Source organism: Methylobacterium sp. 1A (assembly GCF_058072805.1).
Genome location: NZ_JBYQVE010000001.1, coordinates 3,471,387 through 3,493,237, shown reverse-complemented (window position 1 = coordinate 3,493,237; position 21,851 = coordinate 3,471,387). Strand labels below are relative to the sequence as shown.

General features: G+C 73.1%; 20 protein-coding genes. 8 read left to right on the top strand and 12 right to left on the bottom strand.

The window, feature by feature from the left end:
- The first annotated feature begins 392 nt into the window (after positions 1-392).
- The gene (locus ACX9MN_RS16995) at positions 393-923 is read left to right on the top strand and encodes a hypothetical protein (RefSeq protein WP_419545403.1); all 531 of its coding nucleotides are present in this window, start codon (positions 393-395) and stop codon (positions 921-923) included.
- A gap of 90 nt (positions 924-1,013) precedes the next feature.
- Here ACX9MN_RS16995 and ACX9MN_RS16990 read toward each other — a convergent pair whose 3' ends face one another.
- Both ACX9MN_RS16990 and ACX9MN_RS16985 read right to left on the bottom strand, forming a co-directional pair.
- Positions 1,014-1,289, bottom strand: a complete 276-nt coding sequence (locus ACX9MN_RS16990) for a YiaA/YiaB family inner membrane protein (RefSeq protein ID WP_020093331.1) — start codon at positions 1,287-1,289, stop codon at positions 1,014-1,016.
- A gap of 48 nt (positions 1,290-1,337) precedes the next feature.
- On the bottom strand, positions 1,338-2,012 hold the full coding sequence (locus ACX9MN_RS16985) for a PspA/IM30 family protein (RefSeq protein WP_020093330.1): 675 nt from the start codon (positions 2,010-2,012) through the stop codon (positions 1,338-1,340).
- Between the two features lie 105 nt (positions 2,013-2,117).
- On the opposite strand from ACX9MN_RS16985, the gene ACX9MN_RS16980 reads away from it, so the two are divergent.
- Positions 2,118-2,744, top strand: a complete 627-nt coding sequence (locus ACX9MN_RS16980; protein WP_103985026.1) for a TetR/AcrR family transcriptional regulator — start codon at positions 2,118-2,120, stop codon at positions 2,742-2,744.
- A gap of 57 nt (positions 2,745-2,801) precedes the next feature.
- On the opposite strand, the gene ACX9MN_RS16975 is transcribed toward ACX9MN_RS16980, so the two are convergent.
- Positions 2,802-4,478 carry a cache domain-containing protein gene (locus tag ACX9MN_RS16975; RefSeq protein WP_489724982.1) on the bottom strand — a complete coding sequence of 559 codons (1,677 nt, stop codon included), beginning with the start codon at positions 4,476-4,478 and terminating at the stop codon, positions 2,802-2,804.
- A gap of 176 nt (positions 4,479-4,654) precedes the next feature.
- Here ACX9MN_RS16975 and ACX9MN_RS16970 point away from each other — a divergent pair, with 176 nt between their 5' ends.
- Positions 4,655-5,695: an ABC transporter substrate-binding protein gene (locus ACX9MN_RS16970; protein ID WP_489724981.1), complete on the top strand. Its 1,041-nt coding sequence runs from the start codon at positions 4,655-4,657 to the stop codon at positions 5,693-5,695.
- A 12-nt stretch (positions 5,696-5,707) separates the two neighbouring features.
- On the opposite strand, the gene ACX9MN_RS16965 is transcribed toward ACX9MN_RS16970, so the two are convergent.
- The gene (locus ACX9MN_RS16965; protein WP_489724980.1) at positions 5,708-7,300 is read right to left on the bottom strand and encodes a DHA2 family efflux MFS transporter permease subunit; all 1,593 of its coding nucleotides are present in this window, start codon (positions 7,298-7,300) and stop codon (positions 5,708-5,710) included.
- Positions 7,297-8,535 (bottom strand): HlyD family secretion protein, encoded by a 1,239-nt coding sequence (locus ACX9MN_RS16960; protein WP_091978311.1) that lies wholly within the window; start codon positions 8,533-8,535, stop codon positions 7,297-7,299. Before ACX9MN_RS16960 ends, ACX9MN_RS16965 begins: the two co-directional genes overlap by 4 nt.
- 78 nt (positions 8,536-8,613) lie before the next feature.
- On the opposite strand from ACX9MN_RS16960, the gene ACX9MN_RS16955 reads away from it, so the two are divergent.
- Together ACX9MN_RS16955 and ACX9MN_RS16950 are read left to right on the top strand one after the other, a co-directional pair.
- Positions 8,614-9,288, top strand: a complete 675-nt coding sequence (locus ACX9MN_RS16955) for a TetR/AcrR family transcriptional regulator (protein WP_489725233.1) — start codon at positions 8,614-8,616, stop codon at positions 9,286-9,288.
- 206 nt (positions 9,289-9,494) lie between these two features.
- Positions 9,495-10,205, top strand: coding sequence for a DUF1013 domain-containing protein (locus ACX9MN_RS16950; RefSeq protein ID WP_020093323.1), 711 nt, complete (start codon positions 9,495-9,497; stop codon positions 10,203-10,205).
- 63 nt (positions 10,206-10,268) lie between these two features.
- On the opposite strand, the gene ACX9MN_RS16945 is transcribed toward ACX9MN_RS16950, so the two are convergent.
- The 3 genes from ACX9MN_RS16945 to ACX9MN_RS16935 form a co-directional block, all read right to left on the bottom strand.
- Positions 10,269-11,618, bottom strand: a complete 1,350-nt coding sequence (locus ACX9MN_RS16945; RefSeq protein WP_100252115.1) for an MFS transporter — start codon at positions 11,616-11,618, stop codon at positions 10,269-10,271.
- A 152-nt stretch (positions 11,619-11,770) separates the two neighbouring features.
- A complete protein-coding gene (locus tag ACX9MN_RS16940) occupies positions 11,771-12,796 on the bottom strand; it encodes a histone deacetylase family protein (RefSeq protein ID WP_020093321.1) in 1,026 nt (341 codons plus the stop codon).
- A gap of 31 nt (positions 12,797-12,827) precedes the next feature.
- Complete coding sequence (locus ACX9MN_RS16935; protein WP_489724979.1) at positions 12,828-14,309, bottom strand: HD domain-containing phosphohydrolase; 1,482 nt, start codon at positions 14,307-14,309, stop codon at positions 12,828-12,830.
- A gap of 443 nt (positions 14,310-14,752) precedes the next feature.
- On the opposite strand from ACX9MN_RS16935, the gene ACX9MN_RS16930 reads away from it, so the two are divergent.
- Complete coding sequence (locus ACX9MN_RS16930) at positions 14,753-15,637, top strand: LysR family transcriptional regulator (RefSeq protein ID WP_489724978.1); 885 nt, start codon at positions 14,753-14,755, stop codon at positions 15,635-15,637.
- Positions 15,638-15,679: 42 nt separating this feature from the next.
- Here ACX9MN_RS16930 and ACX9MN_RS16925 read toward each other — a convergent pair whose 3' ends face one another.
- Positions 15,680-15,967, bottom strand: coding sequence for a hypothetical protein (locus ACX9MN_RS16925; protein ID WP_020093318.1), 288 nt, complete (start codon positions 15,965-15,967; stop codon positions 15,680-15,682).
- Positions 15,968-16,084: 117 nt separating this feature from the next.
- Positions 16,085-16,531, bottom strand: a complete 447-nt coding sequence (locus tag ACX9MN_RS16920; RefSeq protein WP_447681780.1) for a DUF1236 domain-containing protein — start codon at positions 16,529-16,531, stop codon at positions 16,085-16,087.
- A 204-nt stretch (positions 16,532-16,735) separates the two neighbouring features.
- Between ACX9MN_RS16920 and ACX9MN_RS16915 the strand changes: the two genes are divergently transcribed.
- Positions 16,736-18,424 carry a thiamine pyrophosphate-binding protein gene (locus ACX9MN_RS16915; RefSeq protein ID WP_489724977.1) on the top strand — a complete coding sequence of 563 codons (1,689 nt, stop codon included), beginning with the start codon at positions 16,736-16,738 and terminating at the stop codon, positions 18,422-18,424.
- A 57-nt stretch (positions 18,425-18,481) separates the two neighbouring features.
- On the opposite strand, the gene ACX9MN_RS16910 is transcribed toward ACX9MN_RS16915, so the two are convergent.
- Positions 18,482-19,810: an Nramp family divalent metal transporter gene (locus ACX9MN_RS16910; RefSeq protein WP_020093315.1), complete on the bottom strand. Its 1,329-nt coding sequence runs from the start codon at positions 19,808-19,810 to the stop codon at positions 18,482-18,484.
- 187 nt (positions 19,811-19,997) lie between these two features.
- Here ACX9MN_RS16910 and mntR point away from each other — a divergent pair, with 187 nt between their 5' ends.
- Entirely contained in the window at positions 19,998-20,459 is a 462-nt protein-coding gene (mntR, locus tag ACX9MN_RS16905; protein ID WP_020093314.1) for a manganese-binding transcriptional regulator MntR, read from the top strand.
- 80 nt (positions 20,460-20,539) lie between these two features.
- On the opposite strand, the gene ACX9MN_RS16900 is transcribed toward mntR, so the two are convergent.
- Positions 20,540-21,736: a zinc-binding metallopeptidase family protein gene (locus tag ACX9MN_RS16900; RefSeq protein ID WP_026604947.1), complete on the bottom strand. Its 1,197-nt coding sequence runs from the start codon at positions 21,734-21,736 to the stop codon at positions 20,540-20,542.
- Between the last annotated feature and the right edge of the window lie 115 nt (positions 21,737-21,851).

Below are 21,851 nucleotides of genomic sequence, written 5' to 3'. Positions count from 1 at the left end.
CGGGGCGGCCCTATCTTGCCCGGCCGGCACTCTCTTCGGTCTGGGAGCGGACACTGGGTCGGACGCACATCATCGGCATCCACGGGCTCGCCAACAAGCCGCCCCGGGACGAGAAGGCCGCCTGGTGGCGCGCCGCGATCCGCGAGGGGCTCGACCGCAATCTCGGGCTCCGGGTCGCGGAGCCCGACCTGCCCTTCACCTTCGTCTACTGGGCCGACCTGCGCTACCCGCAGCCGCTCGCGGGCGACCGCAACCGCGAGCCCTACCGCCCCGATCACGGCCTCGGGCCGTTCCCCTCCCCGGCGGGGGAGCCGGAGCGCGCCGAGCCGACCCTCACCGACCGGATCTACCGCGGCCTGTCGCACCTGCAGGAGGCCGCCGGGCTGACGCCGGTGGACGACCTGATCCTGGAATACCGCCTCGACGACCTCTGGGGCTACTACGAGGACGCGGACTTCCGGGCGGCGGCGCGGGCGCGCCTGCGCGACGCCCTGGCGGCGGCCGCGGCGGACCGCGTGCTGATCGCCGCGCACTCGATGGGCGGCCTGATCGCCTACGACGTGCTGCGCGCCGCCGAGGCGGACGGGACGCCGATGCCCCGCTGCGACCTCGTCACCCTCGGCGCGCCCCTCGGGCTCGCCGAATTGAAGCTGAAGCTCGCCGACGAGCACGGCGACCTCCGGGTGCCTGCGGCGCTCGCCGCCTGGACCAACCTGATGGATCGCCAGGACATCGCCACGGTGGGCGACGACCTCGCGGCCCTCTACGCGCCGAACGCCGCCGGGGTGCGGGTGCGGGACGTACCGGTGATCAACGCCTACCGGAGGCCGGACGGTGCCGAGAACCGGCACAAATCCTACGGCTACCTGCGGACCCCGGAATTCGCCCGGGTCGTGGCCGGGTTCCTGGACGCCGCGGCGTGAGCGATCCGGGGAGGTGCCGCGCTCCGCCGCGCGCCGCCTCCCCGACCCCGGACGCGCGCCGCCCGGGTCGGGGCGCGGGCCTGCCGGGCCTCAGAGCCGGCCCGGCACCACCTCGCGCAGGACGCGCTCCGTGGCGGCGTCCTCGATCTTGTTGATCAGCCGCTTCGCCTCGTGCTCGTCGCGCAGGGTCTTGGCCAGGGTGAAGGTCGTGCCCGTGAGGAACAGCGACGCCATAGCGAGGTAGCCCTTGATCCAGATGTCGGCGGGCAGGAAGAAGATGCCGAATGTCAGCATGGCGGCGGCGACGGCGAAGCTGACCAGCGTGAAGGTCTTCCAGGCGCCGGTATGGGGCATCTGCGGTGTCATGGTGCGGTCTCCTGAGGAATGATCGAAGGGGAAGCGGTGCGGCGCCGGTCAGGCGCCGGCCCTGAGGCGGTCGAGCACGGCCCGCGGGTCGGTGCGGGGGCGGCCGTAGCCCGCCGCCTCGAGATCGGCCTCGATCCCGCCCGCGGCCTCGGCCTCGAGCGCGGTCAGCGCGGCGGCGACGTCCGCCTCGGCCGCCTGCCGCTCGCGCAGGCGCGCCAGCGTCCGCTCGGCCTCCCCGAGCGCCCCCGCCGACAGGGTCGTGACCCGGCGGCCCTCCAGTCCGGCCCGCCGCAGCGCCTCGGTGGTGCGGGCGGTCTGGAGCCCGCGGTCGAGGTCCCGCAGGCGCTCGCCGCCCTGCGCGACCAGGCCCTTCAGCCGCTCGACCTCCGCGGCGAAGCGCTCGGCGGCGGCCCGGCGGTCGGCCCGCTCGTCCTCCAGGGCGGCGATGTGGATCGCCGCCTCGGTCCCGAGATCCTCGCGCCCGTCGCTGAGCGCCCGCCGCGCCCCGTCCGACAGGGTGTCGATGCGGGTGCCGATGGCGTCGAGGGCGCGCGCCTCGGCGGCGTGGTAGGCCATGGCGACGGCGAGTTCCCGCCGGGCGGTCGCCAGGGCGCCGGCGGCGTCCCGGATCTGCTGGCGCAGGATCGTCACGGCATGGGCGTCGTGGATCGCCTGGGCGTTGTCGGCGATCACGCCGCGCATCAGGAAGGAGAGGGTCCTCATCACGGTTCACCTCGCGGGAACGACGGGCCGGACCGCGTCCGGATTTGATTGAACGTCGTTCATGAAACAAGTAAACACGGGACGTGCCGGGCCGCAAGGGATAAAATGAACGAGGTTCATAAAAAAGTGAGGGGGCGGCCGCGGAAGGAGCCCGGCGATCGGGCGGCCGATCGCCAGGCCCTGATCGCGGCCGCAGTGGCGATCCTGAACGCGGGCGGCGCGGCGGCGCTGACCGCCCGCGGCGTCGCGGAGCGGGCCGGTACGGCGGTCGGCTCGGTCTACACGCAGTTCGACAGCCTGGAAGTGCTGCGATTGGAGGCGAACGCCGTCACCATGCGCCGGCTCCGGGACACCCTCGTGGGGGCGCTGGCGGCCTGTCCGTCGCGGGAGACGGAGGCGCGGCTCCTGTGCCTGGCCGACGCGTATCTCGCCTTCGCGGCCGAACACCACGCCGCCTGGGCGGCGATCTTCGAGCGGCGCACGGTGGCGGCGCCGGACTCGGTGCAAGCCGACATCGCGGCCCTGTTCGGGATCCTGGAGGGGGTGCTGCGCGACGGTGGCCGCCTCGGCGAGGCGGCGATCCCCGTGATGGCGCGGGCGCTGTGGTCCAGCGTCCACGGCATGACCTATCTCGCCGATCTCGGCAGCCTGGGTCCCCTCGGGGTCAGCGACGTGCGGCCGATGATCGACGCGCTGGTGCGGGCCGCGGTCCGGGGCTTCTCCGCGGGCTGAGCGCCGCCCTGCCCGCCCGCGGGGCCCCGCCCCTCAGGCCACCCTCAGGCCGCGCCCTCAGGCAGCCTGGACCTCCGCCAGGAAGGCCTTCACGGCGTGGTCGAGCTCGTCCGAGCCGCGGGTGAGGTCGCGTGCGGCCGCCAGCACCTGCTCGGAGGCGCTGCCGGTCTCGTCGGCGCCGCGGCGCAGGTCGACGACGTTCTCGGACACGCCCTGCGCCCCGGTGGCGGCGCTCGCCACGCCGCGGACGATCTCCTGGATGGCGGCGTTCTGCTCCTCCATGGCGGCCGCGACCCCGACCGCGATGCCGCGCATCTCCTCGATGGTCCGGCCGACCGCGCCGATCGCCGCGACCGCGTCCCGGGTCTCGCCCTGGATCCGGCCGATCTGGCCGGAGATCTCCTCGGTCGCCTTGGCGGTCTGCTCGGCCAGCGCCTTCACCTCGGAGGCGACGACCGCGAAGCCGCGCCCGGCCGCGCCCGCGCGGGCCGCCTCGATCGTGGCGTTGAGCGCCAGCAGGTTGGTCTGGCCGGCGATCGAGGCGATCAGCCCGACCACGTCGCCGATCTTCTCGGTGCCGGCGGCGAGCGCCCGCACGGTCGCCTCTCCCTGGCGGGTGCTGATCGCGGCCTGCCCGGCGATCTCCGAGGCGCGGTTCACCTGCCCGGCGATCTCCTGAACCGAGGCCGACATCTCCTCGGTGGCCGCCGCGGCGGTCTGGACGTCGGCGGAGGTGCCGGCCGCCTGCGCGGCCACCGCGCCGGTGCGCTCGGTGGTGTGGGCGGCCGTGACGGTCAGCGTCCGCGCCGTCGCCTCGAGGTCGGCGGCCGCCGTCGCGAGGCCGCGGCTCAGGGTCCCGGCCCGGGTCTCGAAGGACCGGGTCAGCCGGTCGAGGGCGGCGGCCCGCCGGGCATCCCCGTCGGCGCTGGCGGCGGCGCGGGCGTCGGTCTCGGCCTTGGCGATCAGCGCGTCCTTGAACACCTGCACGGCGCCCGCCATGGCGCCGATCTCGTCCCGGCGCTCCCGTGCCGGCACCGGCACGGCGGTCTCGCCGGCCGCGAGGCGGTGCATGGCGCCGTTCAGCGCGCGCAGCGGCCGCGTCAGCCGCTGGCCGATCAGCGCCGCGAGCAGGCCGATCAGCGCCACCACCACGAGCATGCCGGCCGCCGCCTTCCAGGCCGCGTCCCGCAGGATCGCCGCGGTGTCGTCGGCGTAGATGCCGGTGCCGATCACCCAGCCCCAGGGGGCGAAGCCGCGCACGTAGGAGAGCTTCGGCACGGGGGCGTCGGCGCCGGGCTTCGGCCAGTAATAGTCGACGAAGCCCTGCCCCTGCCGCTTCACCGTCTCGACGAAGTCGACGAACAGGCGCTTGCCGGTGGGATCCTGCACGGCGGCGAGATCCTTGCCCTCCAGCTCGGGCTTGATCGGGTGGGCGACCATGCGGGGCTGCATGTCGTTGACCCAGAAGTACTCCTTGTCGTCGTAGCGCAGGGCCTTGAGGGCCCGGATCGCGGCGCCTTGCGCGTCCGCCCGGGACAGGCGCCCGGCCCGCTCCTCGCCCTCGAAATAGGCCGCGACCCCGTAGGCGACGTCCGTGAGGTTCCGCGTCTTGGCCATCCGGTCCTGCTCGACCTGGGATTTCAGGCTGACGAGCCCGATGCCCGAGACCGCGACGATGCCGACCAGCGCGGTGGCCGTGATGGTGTGGAGCTTCGCTCCGAGCCCGATCTTCACCCACGCCCCCGCGATGATGATTGCAAGAAGATGATTTCAACCTGCGATATTTTGCAGCTTCTGCGTTAGCGGAGCGTGAAGACGGCCTTGCGCGCGCCGGCCCGAGCCTGTCCACTCCCCGTCCAACGAAAGCCCGGCGCCGCTCAGGATCGCGCCGGGCCACAGGGAGAAGCGTCATGGTGCGTACGTCTCGGACGGGCTCGCTGCTGCCGGGCCGCCGCCGGCTCCTGCAGGCGGGATCGGTCCTCCTGCTGGCCGGGCTGGCGCTCGCCACCCCCGCCCGGGCCGACGATGCCAAGGTCCGGATCAGCCGGCAGCCGGGCTTCGTCTACCTGCCCGCGGTGCTGGCCGAGCAGCACAAGCTGATCGAGAAGCACGCCAAGGCCGCGGGCCTCGGGGACGTCACGGTGGAGTGGGTCAACCTGACGAGCGGCGCCGCCGGCAACGACGCGCTGCTCTCGGGCAACATCGACATCGTCGACAGCGGCTCGACCAACATGCTGCTGCTCAACGACCGCACCAAGGGCGACGTGAAGGGCCTGTGCGGGGTCGGCACCACGCCGATGATGCTGCTCACCCGCAATCCGGACGTGAAGGAACTCAAGGACTTCTCGTCCAAGGACAAGATCGCCCTGCCCTCCGTGAAGGTCTCGTCCCAGGCTGTGCTGCTGCAGATCGCCGCCAAGAAGGCGTTCGGGCCCGAGAACGCCACCAAGCTCGACCCGCTCACCGTCCAGCTCGGCCATCCCGACGCCGTGGCGGCGCTGGCGAGCCCGCACAACGAGGTCAACAGCCACTTCTCGCTGCCGCCGTTCCAGCAGCGCGAGCTGCAGGATCCGGCGATCCACAAGGTGCTCAATTCCTACGAGATGGTCGGCGAGCCGGTGAGCAACGCGATCTTCTACGCCCGGACCGGCTGGTACAACCGCAACCCGAAGCTCGCCGCCGCCATCGTGGCCGCCATCGACGAGGCCAATGCCGAGATCGCCCGGGATCCGCTGAAGGCCGCCAAGGACTACGTCGCGGCCACCAACGAGAAGACGCCCCCCGAGACCCTGGTCGAGATCATGAAGGAGCCCGGGACGAACTTCTCCACCACGCCCTACGGCATCATGCTCCAGGCCCGGCACTTCTACGCGATGAAGACCATCAAGACCGAGCCCAAGGACTGGAAGGACACGTTCTTCCCGATCGTCCACAACCTGCCGGGGCGGTAGGACCCCGGCCGCTCAGTGCGCCTCCACGGGCCCGGCGGCGCGCTGCGGCTTCTTGAGGATGGCCACCACGGCGAGGCTCGCCACGAGGCTCACGCTCACCAGCCAGAACCCGTCCGCGTAGGCCATCACGTAGGCCTCGCGGCGGACCTGGGCGGCGAGCTGGCCCAGCGCGACGCCCTTGGCGGCCAGCGGGTCGGCGATGCGGGCGTGCATCCCGGCGGCGAGCGCCGCGAGCCGGTCCTGGGTGCGGGTGGCGTTGACGGTAATCGCCTCGGCCAGCATCGAGAAGTGGAAGTGCTCCCGCCGGTCGATCATCGTCGACAGCATGGCGATGCCGATCGAGCCGCCGAGGTTGCGCATCATGTTCGACAGGGCGGAGGCGTCCGCGGTGTCGCGCGGGGCGAGGCCGACGGTGGAGAGCTGCGACAGCGGGATGGTGAAGAGCGGCTGGCCGATGGCCCGCATCAGCTGCGGCAGGATCAGCTGGTCGGCGCCGACATCGTGGGTCAGGCCGACGTTGATCCAGCAGCTCGCGATGAAGAACAGCGTGCCGGTGACCACCAGCACCCGGGCGTCGAAGGTCCGCATCAGCAGCGGCATCATCGGGAAGAGGACGAGCTGCGGCAGGCCCGACCACATCACCACGTAGCCGATCTGCTGGGCGTTGTAGCCCTGGATCTGCGCGCAGTAGACCGGGATGATGTAGATCGACCCGAACGAGACCGCGCCCAGCACGGTCATCAGCACGCAGGCGCCGCCGACCGAGCGATTGGCCAGGACCCGCAGGTTGATGAACGGGCGCTCGGTCGTGAGCTCGCGGACGATGAAGCCGGCGATGCCGGCCACCGCCAGCAGCGACATGTTCACGATGACCTGCGAGCCGAACCAGTCCTTGCGCTGGCCCTCCTCCAGCACGTAGGTCAGGGCCGGCAGGCCGATCGCCATCAGGCCGATGCCGATCCAGTCGCCCTTGAGCAGCTCGCCCCAGCGCGCCGGCACGCTGTCGAAGGCGCCGAGCTGGATCGCCGCCGCCACGGGTCCGAAGATCAGGTTCAGGTAGAAGATGTAGTGCCACGACAGGTTGTCGGTGAGCCAGCCGCCGACCGTCGGGCCGATCGCGGGCGCGAAGGTCGCGGTCAGCCCGAACAGCGCGATGCCGATGGGCTGCTGCGCCTTCGAGAGCCGGGTGCGCACGATCACGATGGCGGTGGGGATCAGCACGCCGCCGGTAAAACCCTGGCCGGCCCGGAACAGGATCATCTGGCCCAAGGTCGTCGACAGCGCGCAGGCCAGCGAGAAGGCGGTGAACAGCATGGTGTTCACCGCGAGGTAGCGGCGCAGGCCGATCACCGAGGACAGCCAGCCGGTGAGCGGGATCACGATGATCTCGGCCATCAGGTAGGCGGTGGAGATCCAGCTGCCCTCCTCGGTGGAGGCGCCGAGCGCCCCCTGGATGTCGGCGAGCGACGCGTTGGTGATCTGGATGTCGAGGATCGCCGTGAAGGCGCCGAGGATCGCGCCGAACACGGCGAGCCAGTCCCGGGCGCTCGCCTTCGCCTCGGGCACGGCCACGGCCGGCACGGGGCTCGTCGGGGCCGGACTCATCGGGGCAGGGCCTCGCTGACGAGGGCCGGAGCGGGCCTCGGCCGGGCGGGCCGCACCGGCTCGACCGGATCCTGGGTGTGGACCGTGGCCTCCACCGACAGGCCCGGGCGCAGGCGGGCGATGAGCGGATCCGACGGGTCGAGGGCGACGCGCACCGGCACGCGCTGCACCACCTTGGTGAAGTTGCCGGTGGCGTTCTCCGGCGGCAGCAGCGCGAATTGCGAGCCGGTGCCCGGGGAGAAGCTCTCGATCCGGCCCCGGAACGCGTGGTCGCCGAAGGCGTCGACCGTGAAGGTGACGCGCTGGCCCTCGACCATGCGGCCGGTCTGGGTCTCCTTGAAGTTCGCCACGAGGTAGATGTCGCGGCCCATCGGTACGAGGGTCAGGAGCCCGGTGCCGGCCGAGACGACCTGCCCGATCCGCAGCGCCCGGTCGCCGGCCACGCCGTCGATCGGCGCCACGATGGTGGTGTAGCTCAGGTCGAGCCTCACCCCCTCGACCTTGGCCTGCGCGCCCTCCAGGCTCGCGCGGGTGCTGGCCTCGAGCGCCTGCAGGCTGTCGATCTGCTTCTGCGCGGCGTCCAGGGAGGCGGCGGCCTTGTCGCGGGCGGCGTGGCGCTGGCGCAGGTCGGACTCCGCCTGCTGCTGGCGCTGCACCGTGCCGGACCCGGTCTGCAGCAGGTTCTGGTAGCGGGTGTATTCCTGCTGCGCGAAGGTGAGGGCGGCCTCAGCGTTGGCGAGGTCGGCCCGCGACGAGGCGACCTGCGCCCGCTGCTGGACGATCGCCGAGGCGACGCCCAGGATCTGCGCCCGGTCCTTCTCGACCTCGGCCTCGGCCTGCCTGAGCTGGACCCGGTAGGACCGGTCGTCGAGGCGGGCGATGACGTCCCCGGCCTTCACCGGCTGGTTGTCGCCGACCAGCACCGCCGCGACGGTGCCGGCGATGCGCGGCGCCACCGTGACCTTGTCGGACTGGAGATAGGCGTCGTCGGTCACCTCGAGGAAGCGCCCGACACTCCACCAGTGCCAGCCGTAGGTCCCGGCCCCGCCCAGCGCGAGCAGGCCGAGGAGGGGCAGCACGATCCGCGCGCGGCGGCGGCGCGGCGCCGGTGCGGAGACGGTGGCCGGGACCGGCGCGGAGACCGGGGGCGTGACAGCCGCGGTGGTCGGGGCGGTGACCGGCGCACCCGCGACCGGGTCGGCGCTCTTGAAGCTGTCGCTGCGACGTGCGTCCATCGGGTCTGGCCAGAATCAAAACGGTACGGTATCGTTTTAATAGGACGAACGGCGGTGGTGAGCAAGGAGGATCGCGGGGTGACGGTCACGGAGATCGAGCGGGCGGAGGCGGGCCCGCGGCGCGGCGGCCGGCCGACCCGCGCGGAGGCGGCCCGGCGCGAGGCGCACCTGATCGCCGTCGCCACGACCCTGTTCCTGGAGCGCGGCTTCGACGCCACCTCCATCGACGCGGTGGCCGAGGCCGCCGGGATGAGCAAGCCGACGGTCTACGCGCGCTACCGCGACAAGCGGGCTCTGTTCGAGGCGGTCCTGCGCGAGCGGATCGCCGCGTGGCTGGCACCGCTCTCAACGGCCGCCGAGGCCCAGGCCGCGCAGGGCGGGAGCGACGACGTCGAGACCGCCCTGGAGGATCTCAGCCGCACCCTGCTGGCCCACGGGCAGTCGCCGGGCGCGGCGATGCTCAAGCGCAACCTCGTGGCCCAGGCGCTGCAGTTCCCCGAGCTCGCCCGCCTCGCCCACGAGGAGGGCTGGCTGCGCGGCGTGCGCGCGGTGGCGCAGCTGCTCGACGCCTTCGCGCGGCGCGGGCGGATCGCCGTGGCGGATCCGGAGATCGCGGCCGACCTGTTCCTCAGCCTCGTCCTCGGCCGGTCGTCCCAGGCGACCCTCTACGGCATCGCCACCGACCCGGAGGCGCAGGAGCGGCGGCGGCAGGCGGCGGTGCGACTGTTCCTCGACGGGGTGCGCCCGCGCTGAGGGGCGCCCGGCCCCGGTGATTTAGACGCCGGTGAATCGGCATGCCGGGCTCCGAACGGGTCCAACCCGCGATTGCGCCCCTCCCCGCCCGGGCCTATAGTGCGTCATCCCCATTCGACAGCGTGAGACGGGACATCCGGATCGGTCATCCGGAGCCCGCGGCCCGATGCCCGGCCCCCGTCCCGCCAGGCCGGAGCACGAGAAGCATGTCCCAGGGTCCGCTGATGCCGAAGGCGACCGCCGTCTGGCTGGTCGAGAACACCTCGCTCGCCTTCGAGCAGATCGCCGATTTCTGCAAGCTGCACCCGCTGGAGGTGAAGGGCATCGCCGACGGCGAGGTCGCGGCCGGCATCAAGGGGCTCGACCCGGTCTCCACCGGCCAGCTCACCCGCGACGAGATCGAGAAGGCCCAGAAGGCGCCGCACTACAAGCTCAAGCCCGCCGTCTCGAAGGTGAAGCTGCCGGAGGTGAAGCGCACCACCAAGGGCCCGCGCTACACCCCCCTCTCCCGCCGCCAGGACCGGCCGAACGCCATCCTGTGGCTGCTGCGCAACCACCCCGAGCTGAAGGATTCGCAGATCATCCGGCTCGTGGGCACCACCAAGTCGACGATCCAGCAGATCCGCGAGCGCACGCACTGGAACTCGGGCTCGCTCCAGCCGATGGACCCGGTCACCCTCGGCCTGACCACCCAGATCAACCTCGATTTCGAGGTTCAGCGCGCGGCGGCCGACCGCCCGGCCGCGGTGGCGGCCGAATCCGGCGCCTCGCTGCTGCCGACCGAGGTCTCCACGGCCCGCGACGCCGACGAGCGGGACCACGAGGACGATCACGGCGGCCGCGAGGAGCGGCTCGACGCCGATTCGGTCTTCGCCAAGCTCAAGGGCCGGCACCAGGACGAGGACGACGAGGACTAGGACCAAGACTAGGACTAGGACTAGGACCGGCCCCCGCTCCGACCGAGCGGGGGCCGGACCGACCTATTCCGGCAGCGGCCGGCCCCGCGTCTCCGGCATGAACCACGGCACCACGAGGCCGATCACGTAGACGCTCGACAGGGTCAGCGCCGCCGCGGCGACGCCCCCGAAGGCGGTCACGATCTGCCCGGCCAGGATCGGGAAGATCCAGGCGATCAGCCGCGCGCCGTTGAAGACCGCGCTCGACGCCGTCGCCCGGACCGCCGGGGTGAACAGCTCCGCGAGGTAGATCGCCATCCACGAGAAGGCGAAGCCCAGGGTGAAGAACCCGTTCAGGAAGGCGAGCGCCATGAACGGCACGAGCCCGCCGGTCCAGAGATAGCAGGCGAGCGACGTGGCGATGCAGCCGGCATAGGTCACGAGCAGGAAGGCGCGGCGCCCGATCGCGTCGGCCACGAAGCCCGAGATCACGTAGGCGGTGATCGCCCCGATATTGTAGACGATGCCCATGCGCGGGCCCCAGACATTGGCCGGCGCGCCCGCGGCCTTGGCGAGCCCCTCCGTGTAGGCCGGCAGCCAGGACGAGACCGCCCACCAGCCCACCGTGGTGGCGAAGGACAGGAGCGTGGCGAGGAGGACCCGCCGCCGGCTCTCGGGCTCGCGGAAGATCTCCGTCAGGGAGAACGGGCGCCGCGCGCGCCGCGGGGCCCGGTCCGCGTCCTCCGCGGTGGCCGCCCAGCGCTGCGCCTTGAGCGCCCGCATCCACTGCTCGGATTCCTCCAGCGCCCGGCGCAGGTACAGGCACACGAAGGCCGGCAGCGCGCCCAGCGCGAACAGGATCCGCCAGGATTCCGCGCCCAGGGGCTCGGTGGCGGCGAGCACGGCCCACACGATGGCGGCGAGCACCGCGCCGCCGCCGAAGCCCGATTGCAGGAAGCCGCAGCCCTTCGGGCGGGCCCGGTTCGGCCAGGTCTCGGCCACGAGGGCGATGCCGGTGGACCATTCCGAGCCGATGGCGAGCCCGGTGATGAAGCGCAGGACGGCGAGCTGCGTGAAGCTCTCCGCGAAGGCGGTGAGCCCCGTGAACAGCGCGTAGCCCAGGATCGACACCATCATCATGCGCTTGCGGCCGATGTAGTCGGCCGCGATCCCGCCGATCAGGCCGCCGATCCCCCAGCCGAGCAGCGTGATGCCGATGGCGAGGCCCACGTAGAAGGCCGGCGCCTGGGCCTGCTCGGGGGTGAGGATCGAGGCCAGCGCCGGGCGCAGGGCGTAGACCAGGGCCACCGCCTCGTAGCCGTCGAAGATCCAGCCGAGGTAGCTGCCCCACAGGATCCGCCAGTGGCGTCGGGTGAGACCCGCGTGCCACGGGGCGCCGGCCGCCTCGCGCATGCCCACGTCGCCCGCGTCCATCGCCCGCTCCTCCCGCCCGGGACGCGTCGGCGGCGCCCGCCCCGCCCTGATAGGTCGGTTGTGGCATCGGGTCGACCATATCGGGGGGGCGGTCCGGCGCCCCGGCGATCACTATCGCATCACGCCTTCACATCGCGCCCGCGCCGCGCGGCTCAGCGCGCGGCGTCGAAGCCGGCGAGGAAGGCCGCGAGGTTGTCCGGCAGGGCCGCGCAGAGGTAGCCGCCCTCCTGGACCAGCGCCGTGGGCAGCCCGGCCCGGGCGATCCGCTCCGCCGCCCCGACGAAGCCCCCCCGGGAGACCGCGAGGGCGCCGATCGGGTCGTCCGCGGCGGCGTCGAGGCCGAGCGCCACCACGAGCGCCCGGGGCCGGTGCACGGCGATCGCCGCGAGGCCCGCCTCGACGGCCTCGAGCCAGGGCGCGTCCCCCGAGCCCGGCGGCAGCGGCAGGTTGCGGTTGAACCCCGCCCCCGCCCCGGCGCCGGTCTCGTCGGCGTAGCCGGCGAAGAACGGGAAGTAGTCGGACGGGTCGGCGTGGACCGAGACGGTCAGCACGTCGGCGCGGGCGTAGAAGATCCCCTGCGTGCCGTTGCCGTGATGGACGTCGATGTCGAGGATCGCCACCGGGCCGCCGGTCGCGGCGCGCATCCGCTCGGCCGCGATGGCGCTGTTGTTGAGGAAGCAGAAGCCGCCGGCGGAATCCGCGTAGGCGTGGTGGCCGGGCGGGCGGCACAGGGCGTAGGCGTGCCCCGCCGCCAGCGCAGCGTCGGCGGCCGCGACCGCGCACTGCGCCGATCCGTAGACCGCCGCCCAGGTGCCGGCGCGGATCGGCGTCGAGGTGTCGGCGGTGTAGAGGCCCAGGCGCCCGAGGAGGCCGGCGGGCTTCCGGTGCATCTGCGGCCGGGCGAAGGCCCCGGTCAGGATCTCGTCGCCGATGCCGGGGATCGCGTCCCGGCGCGCCCAGGCCTCGGCCAGGAACGCCACGTAGTCGGGATCGTGCACCGCCCGGATCGGGTCGAGGCCGTGATCGGCCGGCTCGGCGAGGTCGTGTCCGCCCCGGACGGCCGCGTCCCGCAGGATCGCGTAGCGGGCCGCCTGCTCGGGATGCGGGATCGGCGCGCCGCGGCGCATGTAGCGCTCGGGATCGTGCCGGCTCGAATCGGGCGTGTGGACGATGCGCATGCCGGCAGGTTAGGGCCCGCCGGGCCGCGCGTCATCCGCCCGGGACGGCCTCGCGGGGCGCGCCCGCATGGGATGCACCCGCATGGGATGCACCCGCATGGGACGCGCCCGGATGGGACGCGCCCGGATGGGACGGGCTCAGATGAGGTAGACGGTGCCGTCCGCGCGGAAGACCTTCGGGCAGTTCGCCCCGTCCACGAGGCGCTGGGCATCCTCCAGGGAGATCCCGTGCGCCAGGGCGATCTCCGGCAGCGTCTTCCAGGTCGGGGTCATGGTCCGGCTCCGTCCGTGATCCGTGCGGGTCGGGGATCAACGGCGCAAACGTCTCCGGGTTCGCCGACAGGGCCGATGACGGCTCCAAGATCCTGTCGAGGGTGTCGGCGCGCCACCCCGTCGGGTCGGGCGCGGCGGGGGCGACCTCGCGCAGGAGGGTCGGGACCCGGGCCCAGGGTTCCGTGACCGGCCCGGCGCTCGGCCGCAGGCCCGCCCGGGTCCGCCCGCCGGCGACGCGGATGTCCGGGAAGCGCGCGCAGAACGCCGCCACGCAGTCGGGGTCGAAATGGCGGCCGCTCTCGGCGCGGATGCAGTCCAGGGCCGCCTCGAAGGGCATCGCGTCCTTGTAGGGCCGCGCCGTGGTCAGGGCGTCGAACACGTCCGCCACCGCGACGATCCGGGCCGAGAGGGGAATGGCGGCGCCGGCGAGCCCGTGCGGGTAGCCGCCGCCGTCCCACTTCTCGTGGTGGAACTCGGCGATCTCCGCGGCCAGCCGGATCAGCTCGGAGGCGCTCCCGCCCAGGATGCGCCGGCCGATCGCGGGGTGCGTCTTGACGAGGTCGAACTCGTCCCGGTCGAGCCGGCCGGGCTTCAGCAGGACGCCGTCCGGGATGCCGACCTTGCCGACATCGTGCAGCGGCGCCGCGAGGTAGAGGTTGCGGCAGATCTCCGGCGCCAGCCCGAGCCCCTCGGCCACGATCTGGCTGTAGCGGGCCACCCGCCACGTGTGATCGCCGGTGTCGTTGTCGCGGTACTCGACCGCCAGGGCGAGCCGGAAGATGATCTCCTCCTCGCGCTCGCGCATGTGGCGCAGGGCGGCCTCCACCTCGCCGTCGAGCCAAGCGGCCTGCTCGGCCAGCCGCCGCACCGCCCGGGCGAGCCGGATCAGGTTGCGCAGGCGGACGGTGAGCTCGACGCCCTGCATGGACTTGTCGAGGAAATCGGTCGCCCCGGCCTCCAGGGCGGCGAGCCGCACCGCGTCCGAGATGTCGCTGGTGACCATCACGATGGGCACCTGGGCGTAGTGCGGGATGGTCCGCATCTGCCGGATGAAGGCGATCCCGTCGATGTCGGGCATGTGGCAGTCGACCAGGACGAGGTCGAAGGCCCGCGTCCGCGCCTCGACCATGGCGGCGACCGGGTCGCCGTGATCGGTGACGGACACGTCGGGCTTGGCCTCCAGCAGCAGGCGCAGCCGCATCCGCATGGTGGCGCTGTCGTCGACGAGGAGCGCGTCCATCAGCGGTTCCCGGGCCGGCGCAGGCGATCCCGGGGCGGCCGCCGGACCGGGTATGTCGACACAGGAACCATCGCCGCGACGCCTCGCAAGACTGTCGAGCAGCATTGAAGGATGCGGCATTAACGGGCGGTAAATCGTCGTTCTCGGCTATATTGAGGAGATTTACTTTACTCGGAGCCTTGGCGGGTGCGAATTCGGGTCTTCGTTTGTCGGAGACCGGTGGGGCCGCGGCGATCGACCCGCGGAGAGTTGGCTTCGCCCGCTCCGGGGCGCCTGAGGGATCGGCGTGTCTGTAACCGGGATCGCCGCGGCGGCCCCGGCGCGGCCCCGGGATGGCGGGGTTGACGCGGTCGCCAAGCCCCCCGACGGAGACGCGGATCAGGACGGGTCCCGGGCGGTCCGGGACGCGCCGGCCGGACGGCGCGGCGGGAGGCGCCTTCGCGATGATGCGGTTCGATCTCGTCGATCTCGGCCTGTTCCGGCACGTGGTCGAGGCCGGCTCGATCACCCACGGGGCCGCGCGGGCGAACCTCGCCCTGGCGGCCGCCTCGACGCGGATCCGGCTGATGGAGGACTCCCTGGGCGCCGCCCTGCTGACCCGGGGCCGGCAGGGCGTCAGCCCGACCCCGGCCGGGCGCGCGCTCCTCGTCCATGCCCGGGAGGTCCTGGCCGGGGTGGAGCGCCTGCGCGAGGAGATGGCGGCCTTCTCGGGGAGCGCCTTCGGGCAGATCCGGGTGCTGGCCAACACCAACGCGCTCACCGAATTCCTGCCGGAGGCGCTCTCGGCCTTCCTGGCCGATCACCCCGGGATCGGCGTCGAGATCGACGAGCGCACCTCCGAGGAGATCGTCGGGCTGGTGGCCGAGGGGGCGGCCGATCTCGGCATCCTGTCCGGCACGGTGGATACCGGCTCGCTGCAGACCTTCCCGTTCCGGGAGGACCGGTTCGTGCTGGTGGCGGCCCGGGACCATCCCTTGGCCGCGCGCGGGACCATCCCGTTCGCCGAGGTGCTCGGCCACGACCTCGTCGGCCTCGACCGGCGCAGCGCCATCAGCCGCTTCCTCGTCGCCCAGGCGGTGCGCGAGGGGCGACCGATGCGCCTGCGCGTCCAACTCCGGGACTTCGACGCCGTCTGCCGTCTCGTCGAGGCGCGGGTCGGGCTGGCGATCCTGCCCGAAAGCGCCGCCGCCCGCGCCGCGCAGGGCCTCGCCCTCGCGGTGGTGCCCCTCGCCGACGCCTGGGCGCGGCGCGACCTGACTCTGTGCCTGCGCGACCTCGACGGGTTGCCGCCGTTCATCCGGGCCCTCGTGGCGGAGCTGCGCGCCTGAGCGGAACCCGCCCCGCCGCGGACGGGCCCGCGCGCGGCGGCGTCAGCGCCACCGCTCGTCCGTGCAGGCCAGCAGGTAGACGACGTGCATGCAGCGCGCCTGGGCGGCCTGCGAGGGCGCGTCGCCCATGCAGGCGCGCATCCCGACGGAGAGCAGGTCGCGATCGACGTCCTGATTGCGCGCGCAGGTGAAGATCGGCTGGAAACCCTCGAACCGGCTCACCTGCCAGAAGATGACCATGACCGCGAGCAGGCAGAAGGTGCAGACCAGGATCCGGCTGTCGTAGAACCAGTGCCGTCGTCCGGCATCCGCGGCGTCGCGCGCGCTCATCCCGTCACCAGGCCCGTCACCGGGAGCGCCGACGGGAGCATCGCCCGGATCCCCACCCTTCTCGGCATCGGCTCGCCCTCTCCCTCGCGCCGGATCCCCGGCCGGCCGCCCGGGCCGTCAGTCGATCACCTCAACGATCCGGCGCGACCGCGGGTCGACGAGGACCGGGTGGTCGTTGACGATCGTGTAGCTGTAATCCGGCAGGGCGAACTCCCGCGGGACATCGTAGTACACGATGCCGTCCTCCGGGAGCACCGTGCCGACCCGCACGGGTCCCGCGAGCGCGATGGAGGGGCGGCGCTCGCCGCGGGCGTAGATGCGGAACCGCTCCCGCCGGTCGACGCCGAGGATGCCGTTGGCGGTGCCCACGGCCGCACCGATCGCGCCGCCGACGATCGCCCCGAGGGGGCCCGCCATCTCCTCGCCGCGCGAGGCGCCCTCCTGGGCCCCGCGCTCGAGCCCCTGCGCCCGCGCGCCCGCGGCGAGGCCCAGGGCGGCTGTCAGGGTGGCTATCGGGGGAGCCACCAGGGTGGCGAGGAGCGCGAGGGACGCCGCGATCCGCATGATGTTCGTCCTGGTCGGTGGCGTGGATCGGCAGGCCTGCGCCCGGGGGCGCGGGCGCGTCCCGGTCGGAGGCTACGCCGAAATGCCTGCCGATCGGTTGCCGATCGGTCGCCGCCCGGCGCGGGGCGGCGTGGGGCGGGGCCGGCATTGCCCCGGTCCGCCCATGGGGTAGCCTCCAGCTGATTCCGTCGGAGAGGACAGGGCATGCCGATCGAGACCGTGGAGACCGCCGGCCGCCGCCGGGGCGCCGACCTCCTGGTGGAGGTGCTGCGCTCGGAGGGCGTGCGCTACATCTTCGGCAATCCCGGCACCACCGAGTTGCCGCTCATCGACGCGCTCACCGAGGCGCCGGACATCGCCTACATCCTCGCCCTGCAGGAGGCGACCGCCGTGGCGATGGCGGACGGCTACGCGCAGGGCGCCCGCCGGCCCGCCTTCCTCAACCTGCACACGGCGGGCGGCCTCGGCCACGCCATGGGCGGGCTGGTGAATTCCCAGGTCTCCGGCACGCCGCTGGTGGTCACCGCCGGGCAGCAGGATCTCCGCCACGCCCTGACCGACCCGCTGCTGATGGGCGACCTCGTCGCCATCGCCGACCCGGTGATGAAGTGGGCCCGCGAGGTGACGAGCCCGGACCAGATCCCGATCCTGCTGCGCCGGGCCTTCCACGACGCGGGGGCCGCCCCCTCCGGGCCGGTCTTCCTGTCCCTGCCCATGGACGTGATGGAGGCGCTGTCGGCGGTGCCGGCCGGCGAGACCTCGACCATCGACCAGCGGGCCGTGGCGGGCTCCCTCGACCGCCTCGCGGAGAAGCTCGCCGCCATCGCGCCGGGTCGCCTCGCGCTGATCGCGGGCGACGAGATCGACGCCTCGGACGCCTCGGCGCAGATGGTGGCGCTCGCCGACCTGCTGGCGGCGCCGGTCTACGGCTCGTCCTGGCCGGCCCACATCCCCTTCCCCACCGCGCACCCGCTCTGGGCCGGGAACCTGCCGACCCGGGCCGACGCCATCGCCGACATCCTCGGGCGCTACGACGCGGTGTTCGCGCTCGGCGGCAAGTCGCTGATCACCGTGCTCTACTCGGAGGTCTCGGCGGTGCCGCCGGGGGTGCAGGTCTTCCAGCTCTCGGCGGACGTGCGCGACCTCGGGCGCACCTACGCCACCTGCCTGTCGACGGTGGGCGACATCCGCGCCTCCCTCGACGCCCTGCTGCCGCTGCTCGCGCCCCGCCTCGCCGACCGGGCCGACGCCTTCGCGGGCCTGCGCGCCCAGGCGGTGACCGCCCGGGCCGAGCGCCGGGCGAAGCTCGCCGCCGCCGCCGACGCGGCCTTCGAGGATCCGGTGATCGCGCCGCTGGTCGCCGCCCGGGAGGTCGCCCGCGCGGTCGGGGCCGAGACCACCATCGTGGACGAGGCGCCCGCGACGCTCACCCACCTGCGCACCTTCCTCGACAGCCCCTTCGCGCACCAGTACGCGGCGATGCGCGGCGGCGTGCTCGGCTGGGGCATGCCGGCCGCGGTCGGCTTCTCCCTCGGGCTCGACCGGGCGCCCGTGGTCTGCGTGGTCGGCGATGGGGCCGCGCTGTACTCGCCCCAGGCCCTCTGGACGGCGGCGCACGAGAAGCTGCCGGTCACCTTCGTGGTGATCAACAACGCCGAGTACAACATCCTCAAGACCTTCATGAAGGGCCAGGCGCACTACGCCTCGGTGCGCGCCAACCGCTTCATCGCCATGGACCTCACCGACCCGCGGATCGACTTCCCGGCGCTGGCCGCCTCGATGGGCGTGCCCGCCCGGCGGGTGACCCGGGCGGCCGACATCGCCCCGGCGATCGAGGCCGGGATCCGCTCGGGGGGCGCCAACCTCGTGGAGGTGGTGGTGCGGGCGACCTGAGCGGGGCTGTCGGCGAGGCTGTCGGCAGGGCTGCCGGTGGATCTGCCGGCGGGGCTCTCACTCCAGTCCCGGCACCGGCACCCCGAAGGCGACTGCCAGCAGCACCATGTTGAGGGCGAGCACCAGGGCGGCCCCCGCCACGGCGGCGGCCTGGGTGAGTGGGCCGTTGGCGAAGGGCCCCATCACGCTGCGGCGCCGGGTGAACACCACCAGGGCCACCATCGGCACCGGCAGGGCGAGCGACAGCACCACCTGCGACAGGACCAGCGCCTGCGTCGGGTCGACGCCGATCGCCACCACCGCGAAGGCCGGCAGCATGGTCACGAGCCGGCGGACGAGGAGCGGGATGCGCCAGCCGGTGAAGCCCTGCATCACCAATTGCCCGGCGAGCGTGCCCACCACCGAGGAGGAGATCCCGGAGGCGAGCAGCGACACCAGGAAGGCCGCCCCCGCGGCGGGCCCGAGGAGCGGCGTCAGGGTGCGGTATGCCTCGCCGATCTCCGCCACCTCGCTGTGGCCGACGTGGAAGGCGGCCGCCGCCATGATCACCATCGCCATGTTGACGAGGCCCGCCAGCAGCAGCGCCACCACCACCTCGCGGTTCGAGTAGCGGACCAGCAGGCGCCGGTCGGCCTCGGTGCGGGGATTGCCCCGGCCCTGGGTCAGGCCCGAATGCAGGAACAGCGCGTGCGGCATCACGGTGGCGCCGATGATCCCGACCGCGATGGTGAGCGCCTGCGCGTCCGGGATCCGCGGGGTGACGAGGCCCTTGGCGGCCTCGCCCCAGGCCACGGGCGCGATCAGGAGCTCGACCGCGTAGCAGAGGCCGATCGTGCCGACCATCGCGCCGATGGCGATCTCCAGCGGCCGGAAGCCCTCGTGCTCCAGGAGCAGGATCGCGTAGGTGACCACCGCGGTGATCGCCATGCCGGCCATGAGCGGCATGCCGGTGAGCAGCGACAGGCCGATCGCGCCGCCGAGGAACTCCGCGAGGTCGGTCGCCATGGCGGCGACCTCGCTGATGCCCCACAGGGCGAGGCGCACCGGCCGCGTCGTCGCGTCCCGGCAGTGCTCGGCGAGGTTCTTGCCCGTCACGATGCCGAGCTTGGCCGACAGGGCCTGGAACAGCATCGCCGTCAGGTTCGCGAGCAGCACCACCCAGAGCAGGCCGTAGCCGTAGCGGGCGCCGGCCTGGATGTTGGTCGCGAAATTGCCCGGGTCCATGTAGGCGATCGACGCCGTCACGGCGGGGCCGGCGAACAGCAGGAACCGGGCCCGGCCGCCGGGACGGCCGTCGAGGACGTCGCGGATGGCGCCCTCGGTCCGCCGGCTCATCGCCCCGGGCGCGGCGCGCCCGGGGGCCGTCGCGGCGTTCGGCGCCACCATGCTCGAACCCTCTCCTCAAAGATATAGCGGAGGCTATATTCAGGGTTCGCGGCCAGGATTCAAGGGGTTGGATTCAAGGGGCCGGCAGCGGCCGCCGGTATCGGCCCCGCGGGACTCCCCTCGAGGTGGCGGTGTTTGCTAGACAGGGGTCGGGGCGGCCCGCGCGGACCGCGGTGGGGGAGAGCCGATGCAGGAACCGTCCGAGCCGGGCTCGCCCGAGACCGCGCTGGTCGATCCCGAGCGCCACGTGGAGAGCTTCCGCCAGGCCCGCGAGGCCCGGCGCTCGGAACTCGTGGAGGATTACGTCGAGCTGATCGACGACCTGATCGGCGACGGCGGCGAGGCGCGGCAGGTGGACATCGCGGCCCGGCTCGGCGTGGCGCAGCCGACCGTCGCCAAGATGCTGAAGCGCCTGTGCGAGGACGGGTTCGTCCAGCAGCGGCCCTATCGCGGCGTGTTCCTGACCGAGGCCGGCCGCCGGCTCGCCGCCCAGGCCCGGGAGCGCCACCGCATCGTCGAGCGCTTCCTGTGCGCGCTGGGCGTGAGTCCCGAGACCGCGCGGCGGGACGCGGAGGGGATCGAGCACCACGTCAGCGCCGAGACGCTCGCGGCGTTCCGCGCCTTCGCGGAGCGGCACGGGGGGGCGTGAGGCGCCCCTCCGACCGTCATCGCCTCGCGCCGCTCGCGGAGACGCTCGCAGAGACGTTGTGTCTGCCGCGACCGCCACCCTCACGCCGTCGGCGCCGCCACCTTCTGGCGCAGGCCCAGGATCACCGCGCGGAGCATCTCGGCGCCCGCCGCGCCGGCATCCGGCAGGGTGCCGGTGCGGGAGGCGTAGACCCGCTCGTGCACGAAGGCGAGCTTGGCGATCACCGCGGGCGTCAGCTTGAACGGGTAGAGCGCCGGCTGGCCCATGCTGTGGGACAGCGAGTTGATCGCGTAGGTGAGCGGCAGCCACGCGGCGATCAGCCGGTCGAGGTCGGCCGTGTTGTACGGGTCGAAGTCGATCACGGTCGGCGCCTGCGGCCCGGAAGGCCCCCGCTGGCGCAGGCGCGGGCGCACGTGCAGCTCGAAGGTCGAGGCGGTCTCCACCGTGTCGACGATGTGCAGGTAATGCGCGAAGGTCTCGGCGAAATCCTCCCACGGATGGGCCGTGGCGTAGGCCGAGACGTAGGCCTCGTCCCAGTCGGCGGGGGCGCCCCTCGCGTAGTGGTCCTGCAGCGCCTGGACGTAGTCGCGGCGCTCGTCGCCGAACAGCGCCCGGAAGGCGTCCCAGTCGGGGCTGTTCAGCACCAGCAGGTACCAGAAGTAATGCCCGATCTCGTGCCGGAAATGGCCGAGCAGCGTGCGGTAATGCTCGCCGAACAGGATCCGGCGGCGCTCCCGCTCGACGTCGTCGGCCTCGGCGATGTTCATGGTGATCAGGCCGTTGATGTGGCCCGTCAACACCGGCGGCCCGCCGGAGACGCTCTCGGACGGGTCGACCAGGAAGTCGAAGGCCAGCCCGTCCGTGTACTGGGCGCGGGTGGCGAGCGGCAGTTCCAGGCGCAGCAGCGAGTAGAACAGCCGGTGCTTGGCCGCCTCGATCTGGCGCCAGCGGGCGAGGTTCCAGGGCTGCGACAGGTCCGGCACCACGCGGTTGTGGCGGCATGCGGTGCAGTAGATGTCGGGGCTGTCCTCCGGCACCAGCCAGTTGCAGGCCTGCGCGAGGGCGTTGTTGCACAGCCGGTAGCGCCGGCCGGGATCCGCGTAGGCGTGGAAGATCTGCGCGCCGCCCATCAGCGGGTGGGCCGAGAGCCCCTGCGGCTCCAGCGCCGAGACCTCGTGGACCGCGCAGGCGTAGCCCAGCGGCCGCGCGCAGCTCTCGCAGGCGGTCGCCTCGAAGGTGACCGGCTGGTCGCAGGCCTGGCACTGGAAGATCTTCATCGCGCGGTCCCGGGCCGGCGGCCGGCCCACCTGCCGGTCAAGCAGGGCCGGGCGGCAAAGTTCCTGCCAGCGGCCCGGACGGCCGGGCGACGCACGGAAATTGCTTGTTGCGCGA